15 protein-coding genes are annotated in these 21,114 nt (G+C 69.1%); 10 read left to right on the plus strand and 5 right to left on the minus strand.

The features are described from left to right. Window position 1 precedes the first annotated feature (1 nt). The gene (locus tag AB8619_RS05855; protein ID WP_436795525.1) at window positions 2-1,264 is read right to left on the minus strand and encodes a S8 family serine peptidase; all 1,263 of its coding nucleotides are present in this window, start codon (window positions 1,262-1,264) and stop codon (window positions 2-4) included. Between the two features lie 47 nt (window positions 1,265-1,311). Then, entirely contained in the window at window positions 1,312-1,941 is a 630-nt protein-coding gene (gene lexA / locus AB8619_RS05860) for a transcriptional repressor LexA (protein WP_436795526.1), read from the minus strand. Between the two features lie 232 nt (window positions 1,942-2,173). Between lexA and AB8619_RS05865 the strand changes: the two genes are divergently transcribed. After that, window positions 2,174-2,527: a LysM peptidoglycan-binding domain-containing protein gene (locus AB8619_RS05865; protein WP_436795527.1), complete on the plus strand. Its 354-nt coding sequence runs from the start codon at window positions 2,174-2,176 to the stop codon at window positions 2,525-2,527. 75 nt (window positions 2,528-2,602) lie between these two features. After that, window positions 2,603-3,070 carry a transcriptional regulator NrdR gene (gene nrdR, locus AB8619_RS05870; protein ID WP_436795528.1) on the plus strand — a complete coding sequence of 156 codons (468 nt, stop codon included), beginning with the start codon at window positions 2,603-2,605 and terminating at the stop codon, window positions 3,068-3,070. 18 nt (window positions 3,071-3,088) lie between these two features. Here nrdR and AB8619_RS05875 read toward each other — a convergent pair whose 3' ends face one another. After that, window positions 3,089-3,826: a dihydrofolate reductase family protein gene (locus tag AB8619_RS05875; RefSeq protein WP_436795529.1), complete on the minus strand. Its 738-nt coding sequence runs from the start codon at window positions 3,824-3,826 to the stop codon at window positions 3,089-3,091. A gap of 52 nt (window positions 3,827-3,878) precedes the next feature. Between AB8619_RS05875 and AB8619_RS05880 the strand changes: the two genes are divergently transcribed. The 6 genes from AB8619_RS05880 (at window position 3,879) to AB8619_RS05905 (ending at window position 15,078) form a co-directional block, all read left to right on the plus strand. Next, a complete protein-coding gene (locus AB8619_RS05880) occupies window positions 3,879-6,185 on the plus strand; it encodes a molybdopterin-dependent oxidoreductase (protein ID WP_436795530.1) in 2,307 nt (768 codons plus the stop codon). Between the two features lie 513 nt (window positions 6,186-6,698). Then, on the plus strand, window positions 6,699-9,500 hold the full coding sequence (locus AB8619_RS05885; protein ID WP_436795531.1) for a vitamin B12-dependent ribonucleotide reductase: 2,802 nt from the start codon (window positions 6,699-6,701) through the stop codon (window positions 9,498-9,500). A gap of 440 nt (window positions 9,501-9,940) precedes the next feature. Then, window positions 9,941-12,607 (plus strand): hypothetical protein, encoded by a 2,667-nt coding sequence (locus AB8619_RS05890; RefSeq protein WP_436795532.1) that lies wholly within the window; start codon window positions 9,941-9,943, stop codon window positions 12,605-12,607. Next, window positions 12,594-13,304 carry an ABC transporter ATP-binding protein gene (locus AB8619_RS05895; RefSeq protein WP_436795533.1) on the plus strand — a complete coding sequence of 237 codons (711 nt, stop codon included), beginning with the start codon at window positions 12,594-12,596 and terminating at the stop codon, window positions 13,302-13,304. Before AB8619_RS05890 ends, AB8619_RS05895 begins: the two co-directional genes overlap by 14 nt. Next, a complete protein-coding gene (locus tag AB8619_RS05900; protein ID WP_436795534.1) occupies window positions 13,301-13,987 on the plus strand; it encodes an ABC transporter ATP-binding protein in 687 nt (228 codons plus the stop codon). The genes AB8619_RS05895 and AB8619_RS05900 overlap by 4 nt, the downstream gene beginning before the upstream one ends. Window positions 13,988-13,998: 11 nt before the next feature. Then, a complete protein-coding gene (locus tag AB8619_RS05905) occupies window positions 13,999-15,078 on the plus strand; it encodes a potassium channel family protein (protein WP_436795535.1) in 1,080 nt (359 codons plus the stop codon). A 13-nt stretch (window positions 15,079-15,091) separates the two neighbouring features. Here the strand turns inward: AB8619_RS05905 and AB8619_RS05910 are convergent, their stop codons facing one another. Further along, a complete protein-coding gene (locus tag AB8619_RS05910; RefSeq protein ID WP_436795536.1) occupies window positions 15,092-16,051 on the minus strand; it encodes an isopenicillin N synthase family dioxygenase in 960 nt (319 codons plus the stop codon). Window positions 16,052-16,214: 163 nt separating this feature from the next. On the opposite strand from AB8619_RS05910, the gene AB8619_RS05915 reads away from it, so the two are divergent. Then, a complete protein-coding gene (locus AB8619_RS05915) occupies window positions 16,215-18,824 on the plus strand; it encodes a putative bifunctional diguanylate cyclase/phosphodiesterase (RefSeq protein ID WP_436795537.1) in 2,610 nt (869 codons plus the stop codon). 89 nt (window positions 18,825-18,913) lie between these two features. Here AB8619_RS05915 and AB8619_RS05920 read toward each other — a convergent pair whose 3' ends face one another. Beyond that, complete coding sequence (locus AB8619_RS05920) at window positions 18,914-20,380, minus strand: flavin-containing monooxygenase (protein ID WP_436795538.1); 1,467 nt, start codon at window positions 20,378-20,380, stop codon at window positions 18,914-18,916. 49 nt (window positions 20,381-20,429) lie between these two features. Between AB8619_RS05920 and AB8619_RS05925 the strand changes: the two genes are divergently transcribed. After that, window positions 20,430-21,104, plus strand: a complete 675-nt coding sequence (locus AB8619_RS05925) for a TetR/AcrR family transcriptional regulator (protein WP_436795539.1) — start codon at window positions 20,430-20,432, stop codon at window positions 21,102-21,104. Window positions 21,105-21,114: the final 10 nt, after the last annotated feature.

Genomic DNA, 21,114 nt, shown 5'->3' on the forward strand with positions numbered 1-21,114 from the left:
GTCAGAGCAACCGACGCCGGAGCGCGAGCCCGGCGGAGCCGGTGGCGAGGATCGCCGCCACCGCGACCACGACGAGGAGACCGGGCACGTCGTCGCCGTCGTCGATGACGAACGGCTGCGGTGCTGACGTCTCCCCGGGTTGTCCAGGCTCGATCACCGTCGGATCGTCGTCGGCCGTAGGGAGCGTCGTGGCCGAGGCGGGATTGACCGAGGGAGCGACGGCGAGCGCGGCCGCAGCGTCGATCAGGCCGGTGCCGAACGTCGCGTCGACGCCGGGGTCGCCCAGATCGTGGGTGGTGGCGAGCATGGTCTCGATCGCCGACGCCGGGTCGAGTCCTGCGCTGAGTAGGAGCGCGAGGAGCCCGGACACGTGTGGCGCCGCCATCGACGTCCCCGACAGGCAGGCGTACGCGCCGGTGTCTCCCGACGACCAATACGTCGACAAGATGCCGACCGGGTCGCCGTCCTGGGCGCAGCTCTCCGCGGTGTCGCCACCTTCTCCGCCGGGTGCGGCGACGGCCCAGCGGGCGCGGCCCACCCCGTTGGCATAGCTGGGGACGGTGTCGTCGCGGGCGATCGCGGACACGACCACGGCTGGTGCGTCGCCGAAGTCGGCGGTCAGGACGAACTGGTTGCCGGCGGCGACCACGGGGATGGCGCCGCCATCCCAGGCGTAGCGGACGGCATCGACGAATCCGGGTCCGAACACGCTGTTGGTGGTCGATCCCAACGAGAGGTTGATGATGTCCGCGCCGTGGTCGGTGGCCCAACGGACGGCGGCAGCGACGTCGGGAGCGCTCCCGGCGGAGTCGCAGTCGGGGCACGCACGGTGGAGCACCTTGATCGGCATGATCTGCGCCGCCGGCGCCACGCCGGCGATCCCGACCCGGTTGCCGTCGACGGCCGCGGCGATGCCGGCGACGTGTGTGCCGTGGCCGTCGTCGTCCTGGGGCGATCCGGTGCAGAGGTCTGCGTCGCCGGCGGTGTCGTGGCACGCCGTTCCCGGTACCAGGTTCGCCGCGAGGTCCTCGTGGTCCAGCGCGACGCCGGAGTCGACCACGGCGATGACGATGCCGTCGCCCCTCGCCGTGTCCCACGCCTCGACGGCACCGATGCGGTCGAGTCCCCATTGGAGCCCGGCGTCGTGGGCGACGTCGCCGGTGGTGACCCCGCCGGCACCCGCCGACGAGGCGAGCGCGACCAGGGCCGTCGCGGCCGTGGCCGCGGCGGTCCACCACCGACCGGATGCTCGTCGCTCGTGCACTCGTGCATTGTGCAGGACCGCGGCGGTCGGCGGCGGACGCGCCGGGGTCAGAGTTTGCGCATCACCGTGACGACAGCGCCGAAGATCTGGACCTCGTCGGCGTCGAACCGCATCGGCTCGAGCGCCGGGTTGGACGGGATGAGGACGACCTGGTCGCCGTCGGTGTCGAACGTCTTCACCGTCGCCTCCTCGCCGGGGATGCCCGCGATGACGATCTGGCCCTTGCGCGCCGTGGTCTCGGAACGGCAGACGACGTAGTCGCCGTCGAGGATCCCGGCGTCGATCATCGAGTCGCCGCGGACCCGCAGCATGAACAGCTCGCCCTCACCGGTGAGGTCGGACGGGAGCGGCATGGTCTCGGTGATGTTCTCGTGTGCGAGCACGTCGGTACCGGCGGCGACCTCGCCCACGAGCGGGACGTGGCGGACCGGGCGCCGTTCGACGGCGGCGCCGGAGTTCGGGTCCCAGCGGACCTCGATGGCCCGGGGCTTGTCGGGGTCACGGACGAGATAGCCCAGTCGCTGCAGGGTCGCCAGGTGGGCGTGGACGGAGGAGGGCGACGTGAGGCCGACGCTCTCGCCGATCTCGCGGACCGACGGGGGGTAGCCCCGTGTCCGTTGGTGCTCCTCGATGACCTCGAGGATCTGGCGCTGCCGCTTCGTGATGTCCTCGGACATGGTGACTCCCTCGCCGCGCGAACGGTCGTGATCGAACAGGTGTTTGCACCATACGACGTGTCGCAGGGGAAGGCAAACACCCGTTCGATCGAACTTGACTCGAACGACTGTTCGTGTCATGGTGCGAACAGTTGTTCGTGAGAACGGGTGTTCGATCCGTTCGATCGCCCCGAGACCGGCGTGTCTGCGCCGCCGGGAGTTCTTGTCACCCCCGCTCCGGAGAATGGTCCCCATGGTCGCAATCACCACCTCGAGCCCCGTCCGCCACCTCGCCGCCGCCCCGGCCCGCAGCCTGCATGCGGTACCGGACCGGGTCGCTATCGGTCGCCGGTCCTGGATCGGAACCGCCGTACTCGTTGCCGTCCTGGCCCTCGCCATCGGCCTCCTGATCGCCTCGCCGGCGATGTCGGCCGGGACCGCAGCCACCCTCGATCCCCATGTCGTGGTCGAGGGCGAGACGATGTGGTCCATCGCGCAAGACGTCGCTCCGGCCGGCGAGGCCGCGACCTACGTCGAGCGCCTCGTCGAGGCCAACGGTGGTGCCTCGGTGGCGGCCGGGCAGGTGCTCACCGTCCCGGTTCCCTGACTCGACGGCCCCGACGAGCTCTCGTCACCGCGAGCGGCGATTCGGCCGATGGAGCACCAGCAGTATCGTGAGCGCATGCGCTGCCCGGGCTGTGGAAGCCTCCGAGACAAGGTCATCGACTCCCGACAGACCGACGACGGCAGCTCGATCCGGCGTCGCCGGCAGTGCGAGTCGTGCAAGAGCCGATTCACCACGTTCGAACGGCTCGAAGAAGTGCCGCTCCAGGTGCGCAAGCGCACGGGTGAGTGCGAGCCCTTCGACGCATCGAAGGTCGCCGCCGGGGTCAGCGCGGCCTGCAAGTCCCGTCCCGTCGAGCCGGGCCAGATCGCGGTCCTGGTCGGTGAGGTCGAGGACGCCCTCCGGGCGATCGGTCGCGACGTCGACAGCGACCAGGTCGGACTCGCGGTGTTGAGTCGGCTCCGGGTCCTCGACGAGGTCGCCGCCGTGCGGTTCGCGTCCGTCTACAAGGGCTTCGACACGATCAGCGACTTCGAGCGCGAGATCCACCTGCTCCAGCAGGGGGCCGAGGAACTCGGCGCCTGACCGCCGGTGCCCGTCGGTTCAGCGACGGGTCCAGCGTCCGAAGAGCAGCCCGTCCTCGGTGAGCAGCGAGGCGATCTCGAGATCGTCGGTCGTCGGCACCGCGCCATGGACGATGCGGTGGCTGTCGCCACCGGCCACCAGCGGAGCGATGGTCATGCACCACTCGTCGACCACGCCGGCATCGACCAGCGCGCCGTTGAGGGTCGGTCCGCCCTCCGACACCACGACCGAGGCCCCGTCGGAGCGGAGCCGGGCGAGGATGGCAGGGAGATCGACGTGGTCGTCGCCGGCCTGGAAGACTTCGGCCACGCCCTCGAGCGCCGCCACCGCCTCCGCTGGAGCGCCGACGGTGGTGCAGACCAGCGGCGGTACCGGGGCGTCGACGAACACACGGGCCGAGGCGTCGATGCTGAGCCGACCCGACACGATGACGAGTCGGGGTTGCTCGCTCGAGCGGCCGACGGCAGCGCGGGCGCTCCGGACCTCGTCACTGTGGCGCAGCGGCCCGTAGTCCTCGGCCGTGACCGTGCCGGCACCCACGATCACCGCGTCGGCGATGCCCCGCACGGCGCGGAGCATCTGGGCGTCGGCCGGGCCGCCGAGGCCCCCCGAGGTACCCGCCGTCGTCGTCCCGCCGTCCAGCGTGGAGATCATGCCCACCGTGACCCACGGACGGTCGCGCCCCGTCGGCCGTGGCGCCGCGAGGTAGGCCTCGAGGGGATCGACCGTGTCGTCGTGGGGGAGCAGTTGGCGCACGAGGCGACGGTAGCGACCGCGCCGTCGTCGACGGGATGTCACCATGGCGGACATGACCCTCACCGAGGAACCGACGACCGCGGCCGGGACGGAGTCCGATTCCGGGACGGACGAGGACGAACGCACGGTCACCCGTACCTGTCCGTTGTGCGAGGCGGGTTGTGGTCTCGCGGTGACCGTCCGGGGGTCGCAGGTCACTCGGATCCGTGGCGACATGCTCGATGTGTTCAGCCATGGCTACATCTGCCCGAAGGGCTCGACCCTCCGGCAACTGCACGACGACCCCGACCGGTTGCGCCAGCCGTTGATCCGTCGAGGCGACCGCCTCGAGCCGGCGACGTGGCCCGAGGCGTGGGAGGCCATCGCCGCCGGACTCGGCGCGGTCATCGACGAGCACGGCCGAGGGAGCCTCGGGGCCTACGTCGGCAACCCCAACGCCCACAATCTCGGGGCTCTGCTCTACAACCGGGTCCTCCTCAAGGCGTTGGGCACGACCAATGTGTTCTCGGCGTCGACGGTCGACCAACGACCCAAGGAGATCTCCTCGGGGCTGTTGTTCGGTCAGGCGCTGTCGACGCCGGTCCCGGACATCGACCGCACGGATCACCTGCTCATCCTCGGTGCCAATCCCTACGCGTCCAACGGCAGCTTCGCGACCGCGCCGGACTGGCCGGGCCGGATCGAGGCGCTGGTCGCCCGCGGTGGACGTCTGGTCGTGGTCGACCCGCGTCGCACGCGGACGGCCGAGGAGGCCTCGCAGTACGTGCCCATCCGCCCGGGTTCGGACCCGTTGCTCCTGGCCGCGATGGTCCAGGTGCTCTTCGACGACGACCTCGTCGACCTCGGCACGGTGCGCGACTACGTCGCCGGGCTGGACGACGTCGCCGCAGCGGTGGCGCCGTTCACCCCGGAGCGGGTCGAGGACCGCACCGGCATCGCGGCGGCGACCATCCGCCAGATGGCCTGCGAATTGGCCGAGGCGCCGTCGGCCGCCGTCTACGCCCGGATCGGCACCACGACGTCGCCCTTCGGGACCGTCACGTCGTGGCTGGTCGACGTCCTCAACATCTGCACCGGCAACCTCGATCGACCCGGCGGTGCGATGTTCACGCGTGCCGCTGCCGGCGCCAGCAACACCCGGGGCACGCCGCGCGTCGGTCGGGGCATCCGGCTCGGGCGACGGCAGAGCCGGGTCCGCGGACTCGACGAGACCTTCGGCGAGTTCCCCGCCGTGTGCATGGCCGAGGAGATCGAGACGCCGGGGGAGGGGCAGATCAAGGCCATGGTGACCGTGGCCGGCAATCCGATCCTCTCGACCCCCGACTCGGCCCGGCTCGACGCGGCCTTCGCCTCGCTCGACTTCATGGTCGCGATCGACATCTACCTCAATGAGACCACGCGACACGCCGACGTGATCCTCCCGGCCCCCTCGGCGCTCCAGAAGAGCCACTACGACGTCGCACTCCTGCAGCTCGCGATCCGCAACGTGACCAACTACAGCGCGCCGGTCCTGCCGCTCGACGAAGGTCAGCCCGACGAGTGGGAGATCCTGTGCACCCTGGGCATGATCCTCCAGGGCGTCGCTCCCGGCGACGCCGATCCTGCCGTCGTCGACGACATGACGGTCGCCGGCCTGGTCGACTCGGCCGTCGCCGACGAGTCCGGACCCATCGGTGGCCGGGACCGTGACGAGATCCTCGACGCCCTGGCCGAGCGCCGTGGTCCCGAGCGGATGCTCGACTTCATGCTCCGCGTCGGACCCTACGGCGACGCGTTCGGCACGGTTCCTGACGGTCTGACCCTCGCCGTGCTCGAACAGCACCCCCACGGCATCGACCTCGGGGCGCTCCAGCCCCGCATGCCCGACATCCTCCGCACGCCCGACGGGATGATCGACCTCGCGCCCGACGTGCTGGTCGCCGACGTCGCCGACCGTCTCGTGCCGGTCCTGGACGACGACAGCGACGGACTGCTCCTCATCGGCCGCCGGCACCTGCGCTCGAACAACTCGTGGATGCACAACATCAAGGTCCTGGTGAAGGGCAAGGAACGGTGCACGCTCCAGGTCCACCCCGACGACGCCAGCGAGCGGGGACTCGTCGACGGGGGGTCGGCCGAGGTCCGCTCACGGACCGGCGTCGTCATCGCTCCCGTGGAGGTGACCGATCGGGTGATGCCCGGGGTCGTCAGCCTCCCGCACGGTTGGGGCCACGACGCCGACGGTGCCCGTCTGTCGGTCGCCGCAGAGCACGCAGGCGTCAACTCCAACGTCCTCGCCGACACCGAAGCGATCGACCCGATCTCGGGCACCGCGGTCCTCAACGGCATCCCGGTCGAGGTGTCGCCTGCCGCGACCTGACCGAGGCCCCGGCGTCGTTCCTCCCCACGACTGCACACCCCTGTGGAGAACTCGGCCGACAATTCACAGGCTTGTTCCCCTTCCGTTCCACAGGGAGTCATACGTACGTTGACTCTCGTGCTCGGGTACTGCAGTGCGTGACGCGGACGGTGGTTGTTACGTCGTGTCTGTGGTGGGCTGGACGAAACCTTGGGGGTGAACGTGGTTGTGCACTCATGCACGAGTGCAAACGATCGCGAACGCCCTCTGACCTGCTGTTTCGTACTGCGGTACCCGTTGACATCGTTGTAACTACAGTGCTGTAATACTCCCTACATCTTGTGGTGGCCCCGCTCAACGGGGTCGACGACCACAAGACCTAGTGGTCAGACCACGAAACAGCAGTCACGGCGGCAGAGGCCCGACGAGACGACATGGTGCAGGGGGAAGCGTTCAGGGCCTGAGGGTCTGGCGACAGCGACCCACCTCTCAACCGCCCGAACAGCACACACGAGAACTCTGGAGACTTCCCACATGGCCATCGCCCCGGAACGCACGCATCGCAGCGGCATCGGCATCAACCGGTTCTTCACCCGCCCCGGCGTGCACCCGTACGACGAGCTCGAGTGGGAACGGCGCGACGCCCGACTCACCAACTACCAGGACGGATCGGTCGCGTTCGAACAGCTCGGGGTCGAGTTCCCCAAGTCCTGGTCGCTCAACGCCACCAACATCGTCACCCAGAAGTACTTCCGCGGCACCCCGGGGACCACCGAGCGTGAGGACAGCCTCCGCCAGGTCATCGACCGGGTGTGCGACACCATCACCGACTGGGGCATCGACGGCGGCTACTTCGTCGACGAGGCCGAGGCCGAGACCTTCCGTGACGAGCTGAAGTACCTGATGGTCAACCAGAACGCGGCGTTCAACTCGCCGGTGTGGTTCAACATCGGCGTGCCGGGCGTCCCCCAACAGGCCAGCGTGTGCTTCATCCTGCGCGTCGACGACGAGATGGACTCGATCCTCAACTGGTACGTCGAAGAGGGCACGATCTTCAAGGGCGGCTCGGGCGCCGGCATCAACCTCTCCAAGATCCGGTCCTCGAAGGAACTGCTCAAGGGCGGCGGCACCGCCTCCGGCCCGGTCAGCTTCATGCGGGGCGCCGATGCTTCGGCCGGCACCATCAAGTCCGGCGGCAAGACCCGCCGCGCCGCCAAGATGGTCATCCTCGACGTCGACCACCCCGACATCGAGGAGTTCATCTGGGTCAAGGCCCGCGAGGAGCGCAAGATCCGCGTGCTCCAGGAGAACGGCTTCGACATGAGCCTCGACGGCGCCGACATGGCGTCGGTCCAGTACCAGAACGCCAACAACTCGGTTCGCGTCACCGACGAGTTCATGCAGGCCGTGGTCAACGACGACGACTGGCACCTGCGGGCCGTCACCACCGGCGAGGTCGTCAAGACCGTCCGGGCTCGCGACCTCATGCGCCAGTTCGCCCAGAGCACCTGGGAGTGCGCCGACCCCGGCATGCAGTACGACACCACCATCAACCGGTGGCACACCTGCGCCAACACCGACCGGATCAACGGCTCGAACCCGTGCTCGGAGTACATGCACATCGACAATTCGGCCTGCAACCTGGCGTCGATCAACCTGCTCAAGTACCTCCCGGCCGACGAGACGACCATCGACTTCGACGTCGAGGCCTTCAAGCACACCGTCGACGTGGTGTTCACCGCCCAGGAGATCCTGGTCGGACGGGCCGACTACCCGACCGAGCCCATCGCCGAGAACTCCCGGCGCTTCCGCCAGCTCGGCCTCGGCTATGCCAACCTCGGCGCCATGCTCATGGCCATGGGCCTTCCCTACGACTCCGACGAGGGTCAGGCCGTCGCCGCCGGCATCACCGCGCTGATGACCGGTCGTGCCTACGAGACCTCGGCTCGCACCGCCGGGCGCATGGGCCCCTTCGCCGGCTTCGCCGAGAACCGTGAGCCCACGCTGCAGGTCCTCGACCAGCATCGCCAGGCCGCCGCCGACATCGACGAGACCCTCGTCCCCGAGACGCTGCTGTCCGCAGCGCAGGAGGCGTGGGACAACGCCTGCGAGCTCGCCGGCGAGGTCGGCGTGCGCAACTCGCAGGCCTCGGTGCTCGCTCCCACCGGCACCATCGGTCTGATGATGGACTGCGACACCACCGGCATCGAGCCCGACCTCGGTCTGGTCAAGATGAAGAAGCTCGTCGGCGGCGGAACCATGTCGATCGTCAACCAGACGATCCCCCGTGCGCTGCGCCGTCTCGGCTACTCGACCGAGGCGATCGAGCGGATCGTGGCCTACATCGACGAGAACAAGTCGCTGCTCGGCTGCCCCGACCTCGATGCCGCCCATCTGCCGGTCTTCGCCTGCTCGATGGGTGACAACACGATCCACTACACCGGCCACGTGAAGATGATGGCGGCGGTCCAGCCGTTCATCTCCGGTGCCATCTCCAAGACGGTCAACATGCCCGAAGAGGCGACCGTCGAAGACGTCGAGCAGCTCCACATCGACGCCTGGGAGATGGGTGTCAAGGCCATCGCCATCTACCGCGACAACTGCAAGGTGGCCCAGCCGCTCTCGACCGTGAAGAAGGAAGCTGCCGTCGAAGCAGTGACCGAGGTCGTCGAGAAGGTCATCGAGAAGGTCGTCAACGTCCCGACCCGGGTCAAGCTGCCCCGCAACCGCACCAGCCGGACCTTCGAGTTCCGGGTGGCCGACTGCAAGGGCTTCGTGACCGTCGGCGAGTACGAGGACGGCCGCCCGGGCGAGATCTGGATGAACGTCTCCAAGCAGGGCTCCACCCTCGCCGGGATCATGGACGCCTTCGCCATCTCGGTGAGCTACGGCCTCCAGTACGGCGTGCCGCTGCGTGCCTACGTCGAGACCTTCACCAACATGCGCTTCGAGCCCGCCGGCATGACCGACGATCCCGACGTGCGTTTCGCCTCGAGCCTGGTCGACTACATCTTCCGCCGTCTGGCGGTCGACTACCTGACCTACGAGGAGCGGGTGGAGCTGAACATCCTCACCATCGACGAGCGGTCGCAGCCCACGCTGCCCGGTGTCGAGGAGTCGGTGACCGAGACGGTCCAGGGCCACGACGTGGAACCGGACCCCATCTCGATCCCCTCGGCGTCCACGTTGCTCGACGTGCCCGACACCGCCGGCATCCCGGCGCCCGCCTCGTCGAGCCACGATGCGCCGATGTGCATGACCTGCGGCGTCGCCATGATGCGATCCGGAAGCTGCCACGCCTGCCCGAGCTGCGGCTCGACCAGCGGTTGCAGCTGATCTGACGGTCATTCGATGTCACGGAGTTTCGGTCACGAATGTCCGCAACTCGGTCAGGAATGACCGAGAATCGGTCAGCCGGACATTTCCAGACCTGAACGGATCGAGGCCCCGGAACACGAGTTCCGGGGCCTCGATCGCGCGGGCACCGAAGATCCGGCATCCGACGCGGATCGGCGAGAGCCTCTCGTTCCTCGGCGTCTGAGTTGCACCAGCGCAACTCAGGCGCCGAAGAATCGGGGCGACCGGCCGACGCGCCGTTCGCGAGAAGACCTCAGAGCCTCCAACGAACCCAGGGCGTCCTGGCCGAGTACATCTAGGTCGTGGCCGCGCGTGATGCCCGCTGCCTCATATCTGAACGAGGTCAACTCGGTGGCGCGTCCGGACTGCGGTTCGGGTCGCCCCGCGGGCGTCGCCCATCCGGGTACGATCCGCGATCGATGCCGAGTCGGTCACGCGCCGCACTCGCCACCCTGGCGACGCCCCCGTGGCGGCGGGCCCATCGCCTGCTGTTGCGTCGCCCGAGCGCGCTCGCCGCCGTGGCCGGCGCGTGTGCGGTGATGGCGGCGGCCGCGGCCTCGGTGCCGTTGTTCGTGTCGTCCGTGGGGACGGCCGCCAACGAGGTCCAGGCCGAGGAACGCTGTGGCCCGGACACCGGCGCCACGGTCTTGTCCGGCGCGCGGCCGTCCGAGGTCCGAGACCCCGGTGCCGGTCCCTTCCAAGCCGTCTCGGGTCAGTTGGGACCGACGGATCGGTGGGTCCAGGCGCTCGGCGTCGGTCTCGTCGGATCGGACCCTGAACAGGTCACCGAGGTCTCCGTGATGGCTCGGGACGAGGCGATGACGCACGTGGAGGTGCTCGAGGGGCCCCAGGGCGACGGGCTGTGGATCAGCGACCGCGCGGCGGACGAGAGCGGCCTCGCGTTGGGCGACAGCGGGAAGGTCGGCGCCTCCGAGGTGCGGGTGGCGGCGATCTACCGTGACCTCGCAGCGCTCACGGTCGACGACTACTGGTGCTCGAATGCACCCCTGGTCCTGGTCGAGGAGCGGAACGGCGAGCTCGTCCCGCCGCCACCGCTGGTTCTGGTCGACCGTGACACCTTCGCCGACTTCCTGGAGACCAGTCGCCCGGCCAACGTGTTCGCCGCGTGGCAGGCGCCGCTCCGCCCCGACCTCGAGGTCGGCGAGGCCGAGGTCCTGGCCGCCGACCTCGCCTGCCGCGGGGAGCGGAGCGGCGCCCTGCCGTGGTGCACGTCGGGTCAGCCCCTCCTGCGCGGCGGGTCGGCGGCGCGCGACGACGCGCACTTCCTCCGTTCGCATCTCGACTCCTCGCTGCCGTACGTGATCGACCGGACGAAGGCCATCCAGGTCTCGGTCGGCAGCGGTGTGTGGCCGGTGGCCGGCTTCGCGGCCGTTGCCGGAATGGGGCTGGTCGTCGCCTCGTCGTCGTTGTGGTTCGACCGTCGCCGACGCGAGGTGGTCCTGTTGACGGTTCGCGGCGCGTCGCCGGCCGCCCTGGGGCTGAAGGCCGTGCTCGAGCTCGTCCCTGCCCTGGTGGTCGCTCCAGGAATCGGCCTGGGTCTCGCGTTCGGGGCGGTCACGGTGTTGGGCCCGTCCCCGGTCTTCGAGGACTCGGCGATCCGCGACGCGGTGGCCCTCACGGTGGTCGCCGGCGTGGTCTCTGCGGTGACCGTGGCCGTGAGCGTCGCGCTTCGGGCCCGCGGCGGAGGGCACCGGACCGGGCGTTCGATCGTCCGCCTGATCCCGTGGGAGATCGCGGCTGCGGCCGTGACGCTGGCGGCGTACCGGCGGCTGGGGGAGTGGGGGGTGCCCGTCGACCATGGCGGCGAGGTGTCACGCGTCGAGGTGTTCGGGCTGCTGTTCCCGGTGCTGGCCATGTTCACGGCAGTCGCCTTCTTCGTGCGTCTCGTGCTCGCGCTGTCCCGTCCCGCCCGGTTCGTCACCCGCTCGGCGCCGATGGCGGTACGCCTGGCCGTCCGGCGGGTGGCGTTCGGTCGGACAGCGACAGCCGGACTGCTCGCCGCGGCCGCAATCGCTGCCGGCGTGTTGGGCTACGCCGCGACGATGGAACGGTCGATGCACGCCACGCTCGACACCAAGGCGGCGGCGTTCGTGGGCGCCGACACCGCCGTCCGTGTTCCCGCCGGCACCGAAGTGCCGGCGGCATTGACCGAGCGCACGACGAGCCTGATGTTCCTCTCGCGTGCCTGGGTCGAGGTCGACGGCCAACAGGAGTCGGCCGCGGTGCTCGCCGTCGACCCGGCGACGTTTGCGCAGGTCGCGTTCTGGGACACGACCTTCGCCGATCGATCGCTCGACGATCTCGTCACCGAGCTCACCACGCCCGGGCGCGACTCGCGCATCCCTGCCGTGGTGCTGGGAACCGACGTCGGCTCGACCGCGGAGGTCAGCGTCAACGAAGGCCAGAAGCGGCAACTGTCGGTCGCTCCGCTCGAGGGCGTCGAGGCGTTCCCCGGGATGAGGCGGGCCGAGATCACCGTCGTGGTCGCCGCCGAGTCCCTCGCAGATCTCGGCCTCCGCGCTCGGACCGAACTGTGGATCCGTGGCGACCACGACGAGACGTTGCGGCTGCTGGACGGCGCCGGCACCGTCCACGAGGAGATCCGACGGGCATCCGACGTGGCCGACGGGGCGTCGTTCCGGACCGTCACCTGGACGTTCGGGTTCATGCAGGTGCTGGGCGTCTTCGCCGGCCTCCTGGTGGTGGGTGCAGTGTTCGTCCACCTCGATGCACGGCATCGCGAACGTCTCCTGGCCCACGCCTTCCTCCGACGCATGGGGCTGGGTGAGCGCCAACACGCCGCGGCGCTCGCAGTCGAACTGGCTGCCAGCGTCCTGATCGGGTGCTGGACCGGCCTGGTCATCGCCGTGGGTGCTGCTGCTGCCGCGCACGGACGAATGGATCCGGTGCCGCTCTTCGAGCCGGCCCCCGTGCTGCGTCCGGCGGTGACGGTGCTTGCGGCGTCCGCCGTCGTGGCGGTCGTGTTGGTGGCCGCTGGGGCGCTGGTCTCGCAGCGACGACTCGAGCGCGACGATCCGGTGGAGGTGCTCCGTGCCGGCGCCTGAACCCGTGTCCCTGGTCGAGGTGGGCGGCGCCGGTGCCGCAGCATTCGTCGCCGGCCTCGAGGTGTCCTATCGGGCGGTCGCCGGCCTGTCGGTCGCCCTCCACGGCGTCGACGCGTCCTTCGCGCCGGGAGTCCTGTCGGTGGTCGCCGGGCCCTCCGGGTCGGGGAAGTCGTCGCTGCTCCGAGTGCTGGCGGGGCTGCACCGACCCACGGGGGGGACCGTCCACGTCGCCGGCGTCGACCTCGGGAGACTTCGATCCGGGGCCCGACGACGCCATCGCCGGGAGTCCGTCGGGATGGTCCTCCAACGACCTTCCGACAACCTCCTCGACTACCTCACGGCGATCGAGCAGGTCGAGGTCGCCGCACGTTTCCGAGGAACCGACCCTGCCGAGGCCGCATCGGTCCTCGACGCGGTCGGGCTCGCGGCCAAGGCCGACATGGAGCTGTCCGAGTTGTCCGGTGGCGAGCAGCAGCGGGTGGCCTTCGCCGCAGCTGCGGTCGGTTCGCCCGCCGTGCTGCTCGCCGACGAACCGACCGCGCAACTCGACGGACGATCGGCGTCGTCCGTGATCGAGTCCATGCGGTCGCTGGTCGGTCGCGGGACGTCGTTGATCGTGAGCTCGCACGACGCAGCGGTCATCGATGCCGCTGACGACGTGGTGCGGCTCGCGAACGGGCGGGTGGTCAGCGCATGACCGAGAAGGTGCTCGAGTTCCGCCGGGTCTCGCGGTCGTTCGGCGCCGGTGGCGACCGACGAACGGTGCTACGAGACGTCGACCTGTCGGTTGCCGGCGGCGAGGTGGTGGCGCTGTTCGGTCGCTCCGGTTCGGGCAAGTCGGCGCTGCTCACCATCGCCGCGGGTCTCGACGCACCGGACTCGGGGGAGGTGCTGGTCTCGGGGCGGCCGGCGACGACCGACGCCGCCTGGCACCGGATCGCCTTGCTCCCGCAGGCGCTCGGGTTGCTCGACGAGCTCACGGTGGAGGAGAACGTGTCGCTCCCGCTCGTCCTCGCTGGGGAGGCCGACGAGGCCGCCGTCGACGAGACCCTCGAGCGACTCTCGCTCGCGCACCTGTCGAGACGGTTGCCGTCGGAGATCTCGCTGGGAGAGCAGCAGCGCACGGCCCTGGCCCGCGCGGTGATCGTCTCGCCGTCGATCCTGATCGCGGACGAGCCGGTCTCGCATCAGAACCCGGCCTTGGCACAGACCATGATCGAGGCGATCGCACAGCTGGCCGAACACGGAACGGCGTGCCTGATCGCGACCCATGACGACCCGGTGGTCCGGATCGCGCATCGGGTGGTCCAGCTCCGCGACGGGCAGGTGACGGACCGGTCGTCGGGACCCGGAAACAGCGAGGAAACAGTGCCGGTGTAGGAACGGATCGGATGATCGAGCGATGGAGGCGTCGACGACGTCAGGGACGACTGGCGGCCGCTGCTGATCCGTGGCACCGGTTCCGGGTCGGGTTGGCACTGCTCGGAGGGGTCCTCGCTCTCGGAACGGTCGGGTACATGGTGCTCGGGCTGGGACTGTTCGACGCCGTGTACCAGACCGCGATCACCATCACGACAGTGGGCTATGCGGAGGTCGGGGTCGAGAACGTCGACGCCACCGACTATCGGGCGTTCACGCTCGCGTTGGTCCTCCTCGGCGCGGGAACAGCCGTGTTCACGGTCAGCGTGCTCATGGAGACGCTGGTCGAGGGAAGCCTCAACGACGGACTTCGGAGACGACGCATGAGCAAGAACATCGAGGCCATGGCCGACCACGTGATCGTGGTGGGATGGGGACGGGTCGGGAGGTCGATCGCCGCCTACGCCACCCGGCACGGGGCGGAGGTGGTCGTGGTCGATCGCAACGCCGATCTCGACACCGGCGATCTCCCATCGGTCGCCGGCGACGCGCTCGACGACGACACGCTGGTCGCTGCCGGGATCGAGCGCGCCTCGGTGCTGATCGCCGCACTCGAGACCGATGGGGGGAACCTCGCACTCACGCTCACCGCTCGGTCGCTGCAGTCGGAGCTGTTCCTCGTGGCCAGGACAGCCGACCAGCGCAACGAGCGGAAGTTCTTCCAGGCCGGCGCCGATCGGGTGGTGAATCCACACGAGATCGGCGGTTCTCGCATGGGCGCGCTGGCCATGCACCCGACGGTGGCGGAGTTCCTCGACGAGGTGCTCCACGACGACGGCCACGACGTCGAGATCATCGAGGTGCCGGTTCCGGCCGATTCGCCGCTCATCGGGACACCGATCGGGGACCTCAGCGGCAGCGGCGCCCGTGCGCTGGTGCTCGCCGTGCGCAGCGATGGTGGGAGCTATCTGGCGAATCCCGGGGCCGATGTGCGGGTCGGTGCCGGCGACGTGCTGATCGCGCTCGGCTCGCACGCCCAGGTCCGGGATCTCCGCTCGGCGACCCTGCGACGACGGGCACTCCGCTTCCGGGGGAGCGACGTCGAGGTCTGAACCATCAGCGACGTCAGGGTCGGTCGATGACCCGCCAGAGTTCCGGGAAGACCCTGGCCACGCGTTCGGTCAGGTAGTCGCCGTAGGTTCCGTCGAAGTCGAACACGGACCGCCCGTCCCACCGGGCGGGTGCCGACGCTCCGGTGTCGCCGAGACCGGGTACCGGGACGATCTCGGCATCCCATGACGGGTCGAAGAAGAACGGGAACGAAAGGCGACTGCGTGACGGCTGGCGTACCCGGTGCGCCGTCGACCGGTACACGCCGCCGGTCATGCGCTCGAGCATGTCGCCGATGTTGCACACGAAGCTGTCCTCGACCGGTGGGGCCGCACTCCAACCGTCGGGCCCGCGGACCTCCAACCCGCCGACCTCGTCCTGGCGCAGGATGGTCAGCAAGCCGTAGTCCGTGTGCTCCTGGACTCCCCACTCGGCTCCACCGACGGTGCCTGCCTTCGGATAGTGGAAGATTCGGAACAGGATCGTCGGGTCAGCGGTCAGTGATTCGGCGAACCACGACGGGTCGAGGCCCAGTCCCTGGGCGATCAGCGAGCAGAGCCGGTGTCCCAGGTCGGTGAGCACGTCGAGGACCTCGAGCACGATGGCGTCGAGGTCGGAGTCGGGGGGAAAGAGGTTCCGGCCGTGGAGCGGGGTGCCACTGCGGACTCGCGGATGGTCGGGCCCGTCTTCGCGTCCGAAGTAGATGCCCTCCTTGCCGTCGGGTACGCCCGAGGTCAACTCTCCTCCGGGAGGGAACCACCCACGCCACGAGGTGCCGCCCAGCGACATGTCGATGGCGGACTTCTCGTCGGAGGGGCGTGCGAAGAACTCGCGAGCGGAGGCGTCGAGGCGATCGAAGAGACGCCGGTCCACGCCGTGGCCGACGATGACGAAGAACCCGTGCTGACGGCAGGCTCCATCGAGGAGACTCGCTGCGTCGCGTGCTCGCAGATCGATGATCGGCAGGTCTTCCACGACCGCAGTCTCGCGGACCAGGTTCGGCACGACGAGCGACTCCCCATGGACCGATTGCTGCGCACAAGCTACGATTCGTAGCCAATTGGACGCTTTGTGCGTTTGGTGCGATTGGGCGAGCAGGGGCAGAGGGACCGCAACCAACGAGCACGTAGGGGCAGGCATGGAAGCACGCGACGCGATCACCGATTTCGTGGGATCGGTGCGGCCTCGGTCGAACGTGGCCCAGGAACCGTCCGATGTCGCTGCCGTCGTTGCCGCGCTGGTGGTCGCGTGTGCGGTGTTCGCGTCGGTGGTCGTCGGCGCAGGCTCGTACCACCCCGATCCGCCCGGTGGATGGGTGGTGGTCGCGCTCGGCTTCCTGGTGGCGACGACGCTGTGGATGGCCGTCGACAACACGTCCGGCCGGCTGGCGTCGGCGACGCGCGCCATCCCGCTCGTCGTCGGTGTCGTCCATCTCGCACCGTCCACCATGTTGATGGTGACGGCGGCCGCATCGGGACTCGTGCTCCTGTGGTTGCAGCACGAGCATCCGTTGCGGGTCATCACCGACACTGCGCTGTGGACACTCGAGGCTGGCGTGGCCGTCGTGGTCTTCCGACTGTTGGTCGAGGGGGGACTCGGGAATGTCGAGACGTGGGGCGTCATCGCGCTCGCTGTCGCGCTCGGTGTCATCGTCCGCGGGGTGGCCGCGTGGGGCGTCGAACGGCTGAGTGACCGCTCACCGGAACCGGCCGACATTGCAGCAGTCCTGGCCGATGTCGGCGCGATCACGACGGGCACGGCGATCGGCATCGGCAGCGTCGGCCTCGCCGCCGTGGCGCCATGGGGTTCCGTCGTGGGCGGGGCCGGCATGGTCTCTCTCGCAGCGATGGAGCTCATGGAGATCCGCGCCTGCCGACGTCTCACGGAAGCGAACCAACTGGCCGACGCGCAGGAGTCGGTCGTGTCGGGCATCGCCAGCGGGATGGTCCTCGCAGATGCTGCCGTTGCCGTTCGCTCGATGATGCAGGCCGATGTCGCCGCAGTGGGCCTCGACTCCGGAACGGTCGTCGTCACCACGTCGGGCGGGGTCGTCGACGCCTCCTCGGCTGCGCTCGCCCCCATCGTCTCCCAGTGCAAGTCGGGAGCGGGTTCGTTCTTCGTCTCGTCCGACGAGCTCGAGCGATTGCGCACACTGTGTGACCTGGGCGATGACCCCTTGTTCGTGTTGTGCTCGACCGTCACGGGGCGAGGCGGCGACGTGTCCCTCGTCGCCGTCAGGAAGACGACCGACCGCCATTCGTTCGCGCTGTCCGACCGGCGCCGACTCGAACGACTGGCGCCGATGGTCGCCGCCTCGGTCGACGCGAGCGACCGACTCGCCAGCTACCAGCGGCAGGCCCGATTCGACGAGCTCACGGGGCTGCCGAGTCGGATCAGCATCGAGGCATCGATCGAGAACACGATGGCCGACGTCCGGGCCATGGATCGCTGGATGGCGGTCATGTTGGTCGACCTGAACGGCTTCAAGGCCGTCAATGACACGCTGGGGCACCAGACGGGCGACGTGGTGCTGGCAGAGATCGGACGCCGGATCGGGACGATCGCCGACTCGGTGGATGCCGTCGGACGTCTCGGTGGCGACGAATTCGTGGTGGTCATCGCTGCCGACGACCGCGACGAACTCGTCGCCAAGGGCACCGAGGTCGCCACCGGGCTGGCGTCGGTCATCGGCGAGCAGATCGTGCACGGCGACCTGGTGCTCGACATCGGGATCAGTGTGGGCATGGCGGTGTTCCCCGACCATGGAGAGACGCCGGGCGAACTCCTCCGTACCGCCGATGTGGCCATGTACGCGGCGAAGTCGCGCGGCGTCTTGATGTTGGCCTACGAGGGGCGACTCGACCGGCACCGCAGCCGCCGCCTCGGCCTGGCGACCGACCTGCGAGCTGCGCTCGCGGCCGAACAACTCGAGGTGTACTACCAGCCGAAGGTGGCGTTCTTCGACGGCGCGCTGGTCGGGGCCGAGGCGTTGATCCGATGGACGCATCCGACGCTGAACGATGTCCCGGCGAGCGAGATCATCGACGTCGCCGAGCATGCCGGGCTGCTGTGTGACCTCACCGACTTCGTGCTCGAGCGTGCTGCCCGTCAGGTCGTGGCGCTCACGGAGGTCGGATGCGCGGTGCCGATCGCCGTCAACCTCACCGAGCGGGACATCGCAGACCCGGACCTCCCCGATCGCTATCGCTCCGTGTTGGCCGGCCATGGTCTCGACCCCGGGGCCATCACGCTCGAGGTCACCGAGACAGCGCTGCTGACCCGCGAGGTCGAGTCACTCGGGGTGCTCCCGCAGATGTCCGAGATGGGCGTGACGCTCGCGATCGACGACTTCGGCACCGGGTTCTCGTCGTTGTCACACCTGCGACGCTTCCCCCTCGACGAGATCAAGATCGACATGTCGTTCGTCGAGCGCATGGTGATCCGTCCGAACGACGCGGTCATCGTGCGATCGATCGTCGAGCTCGGCCACAGCCTCGGCCTCCGCGTCGTGGCGGAAGGGGTCGAGACGAACGAGGCGTGGAATCTGCTCGAGGAGTTCGGCGTGGACGTCGCACAGGGCAACCACGTCATGAAGGCGATCGACGCCGATTCGTTCGTCGTCTGGGCGCCCTTCTGGGATCAGCACCGCACGGCACGCGGCTTCATGGCGCAACGGGCGCTCCCGGAGCCCCAGGACGAACCCAGCGCGTCGGGCGCCGAGGTGACCGCCCTCCGAGTCCAAAACTGACCCTCTCCCCCCCCACACACACACACCCAAAAGTTCGGTTCTGGGTGCGCGATCGGGACTCGTGACGTCCCGATCGCGCACCCAGAACATCAGGTGGTGTGGAATTTGGTGAGGTCGACGGTGCGGAGGCGCTTGCGGAACTCGGTGGTGAGTCCAGGCCACAGGGTGGAGTTGCGGCCGTCCTTGTCGAGGTACCAGGACGAGCAACCGGAGTTCCAGACCGTCGGCTCGGTCTTGGCGTCCATGAGGTCACACCAGCCGTCGTGGACGGACTGTTTGACGGCCACGCTCGACAGGTTCCGTCGGTCCATCTCCTCGAGGAGTGCGATCGTCCAGCCGACCTGCGCCTCGATCATGACGATCAGTGAGGTGTGGCCGATCCCGGTGTTGGGGCCCGGGATGATGAACAGGTTCGGGAACGTCGGGATCACGGTGCCGTTGTAGGCCCCGAGGCGGCTCTTGGCGCAGATCTCGGTGATCGAGTGCCCGTCGCCGTTGCGGAACCGCTCCATCATCGGGGAGTCGGTGACGTGGAATCCGGTTCCGAGGACGATGGTGTCGACCTCGATCTCGTCGCCCGCCTGGGTCACGACCGAGTGGGGACGGATCTCGGCGATGCCGTCGACGTTCAGGTCGACGTTCGGGGAGTCGAGGGCGGTGTAGTAGTCGTCGGACAGCAGGATCCGCTTGCAGAAGGGTTCGAACTCCGGGGTCACCTTGGCGCGCAATGCGGGGTCGCTGATCGACTTCTCGATGTGGCGCAGGCCCTGCTTCTTGGCCCCCTCGGTCACGCCCTTGTTGCGGATCATCCCGGCGGCGACCAGTTCACGGCTGTAGTAGACGCCGTTGCGGACGAGGCGCTGGAGCGTCGGGAACCGACGGTACAGCGCCCGCTCGATCCGAGAGATCCGTCGGTTGCGATGGGGGAGGACCCACGGAGCGGTGCGCTGGAAGACGGTCATGTGGCCCACGGTGGGTTGGATGCCGGGCACGAACTGGATCGCAGAGGCGCCGGTGCCGATGACGGCCACCCGTTCGCCTCGGAGATCGTGGTCGTGGTTCCACCGGGCCGAGTGCATGATCTCGCCGGCGAACGACTCGATGCCGGGGATGTCGGGCGTCACGGGCTCGGCGAGGAGACCGAACGCGCCGACCACCACGTCGGCGGTCCAATTGCCGTGGTTGGTCTCGACCCGCCAGAGCCGTGCGTCGTCGTCCCAGTCGGCGCCGAGCACCTCGTGGTCGAACCGGATGAACGGCAACAGACCCTTCTCTTCGGCGACCCGGCGCTGGTAGGCGTGGATCTCGCCGGCGGGAGAGTAGGTCTCGGGCCAGTCGGGGTTGGGGGCGAAGCTGAACGAGTAGAGGTGCGAGGGCACGTCGCATCGGCAGTTGGGGTAGCTGTTGTCGCGCCAGGTCCCGCCGACCGATGCCGCGCGTTCGAAGATCACGAAGTCACGTCGTCCGGCCTCGAGCAGGCCGACGGCCATCCCCATGCCGGAGAACCCGGCTCCGACGATGACGACGCTCGCGTGAGTGGTCCCCTTGTCCTGCATGCCTACCAGTAGTAACCTACTTTGAGTAGGTCCACAAGAGGTTTGCACCGTGACTCCCGCCACATCGGCTGCCGAGGAATCGCTCGACGCCATCGAACGAGCGATCGACGAACACGGACACGGCCGGGTTCCCCGCGCCCTGCGCCGCCGTCAGATCGTCGCGGTGGCCGAACAACTCTTCGTCGAGCGGGGCTACACGGCGACGTCGATGGACGACCTGGCAACACGCGTCGGCGTGTCGAAGCCGGTCATCTACGAGACCGTGGGTGCCAAGGACGCGGTCTTCGAGGCCTGCGTGGAGCGAGTCGCCGACGAGTTGGCCGCCCAGGTCGCGCAGGCGGTGGTCGCTGCCGATCCCGAGGACGAGGCGGCCGGCCTGCGCGCCGGGGCCTTGGCGTGGTTCGAGTTCATCGGCCAGCGGCGGGCGCTCTGGGAAGCCCTGCTCTCGTCGAGCGACATACCCACCACCGACGCGGTCGAGGCGATCCGTTCCCGGCAGGACGGCTTCGTCGCCCAGCAGTTGATCGACGGTGCCGCCGAGCGGGGCGTCGACGTCGACGTCGAACTCGCCGGTGCGGTGGCGACCGCGATGAACGGCGCCTTCGAGGCGCTGGGGCGATGGTGGCACGACCACGAGGACCGTTCCGCCGCCGAACTCGCCGACCTCTACACCGCGCTCGTGCTGCCCGGCCTCAGCGGGTTGTTCGCCCTGTCGGCGGGGTGACCGACCGCCA

It is taken from the genome of Actinospongiicola halichondriae (genome assembly GCF_049103745.1).
In the GTDB taxonomy this organism is placed as follows: Bacteria; Actinomycetota; Acidimicrobiia; order Acidimicrobiales; family Salinilacustritrichaceae; genus Salinilacustrithrix; species Salinilacustrithrix halichondriae.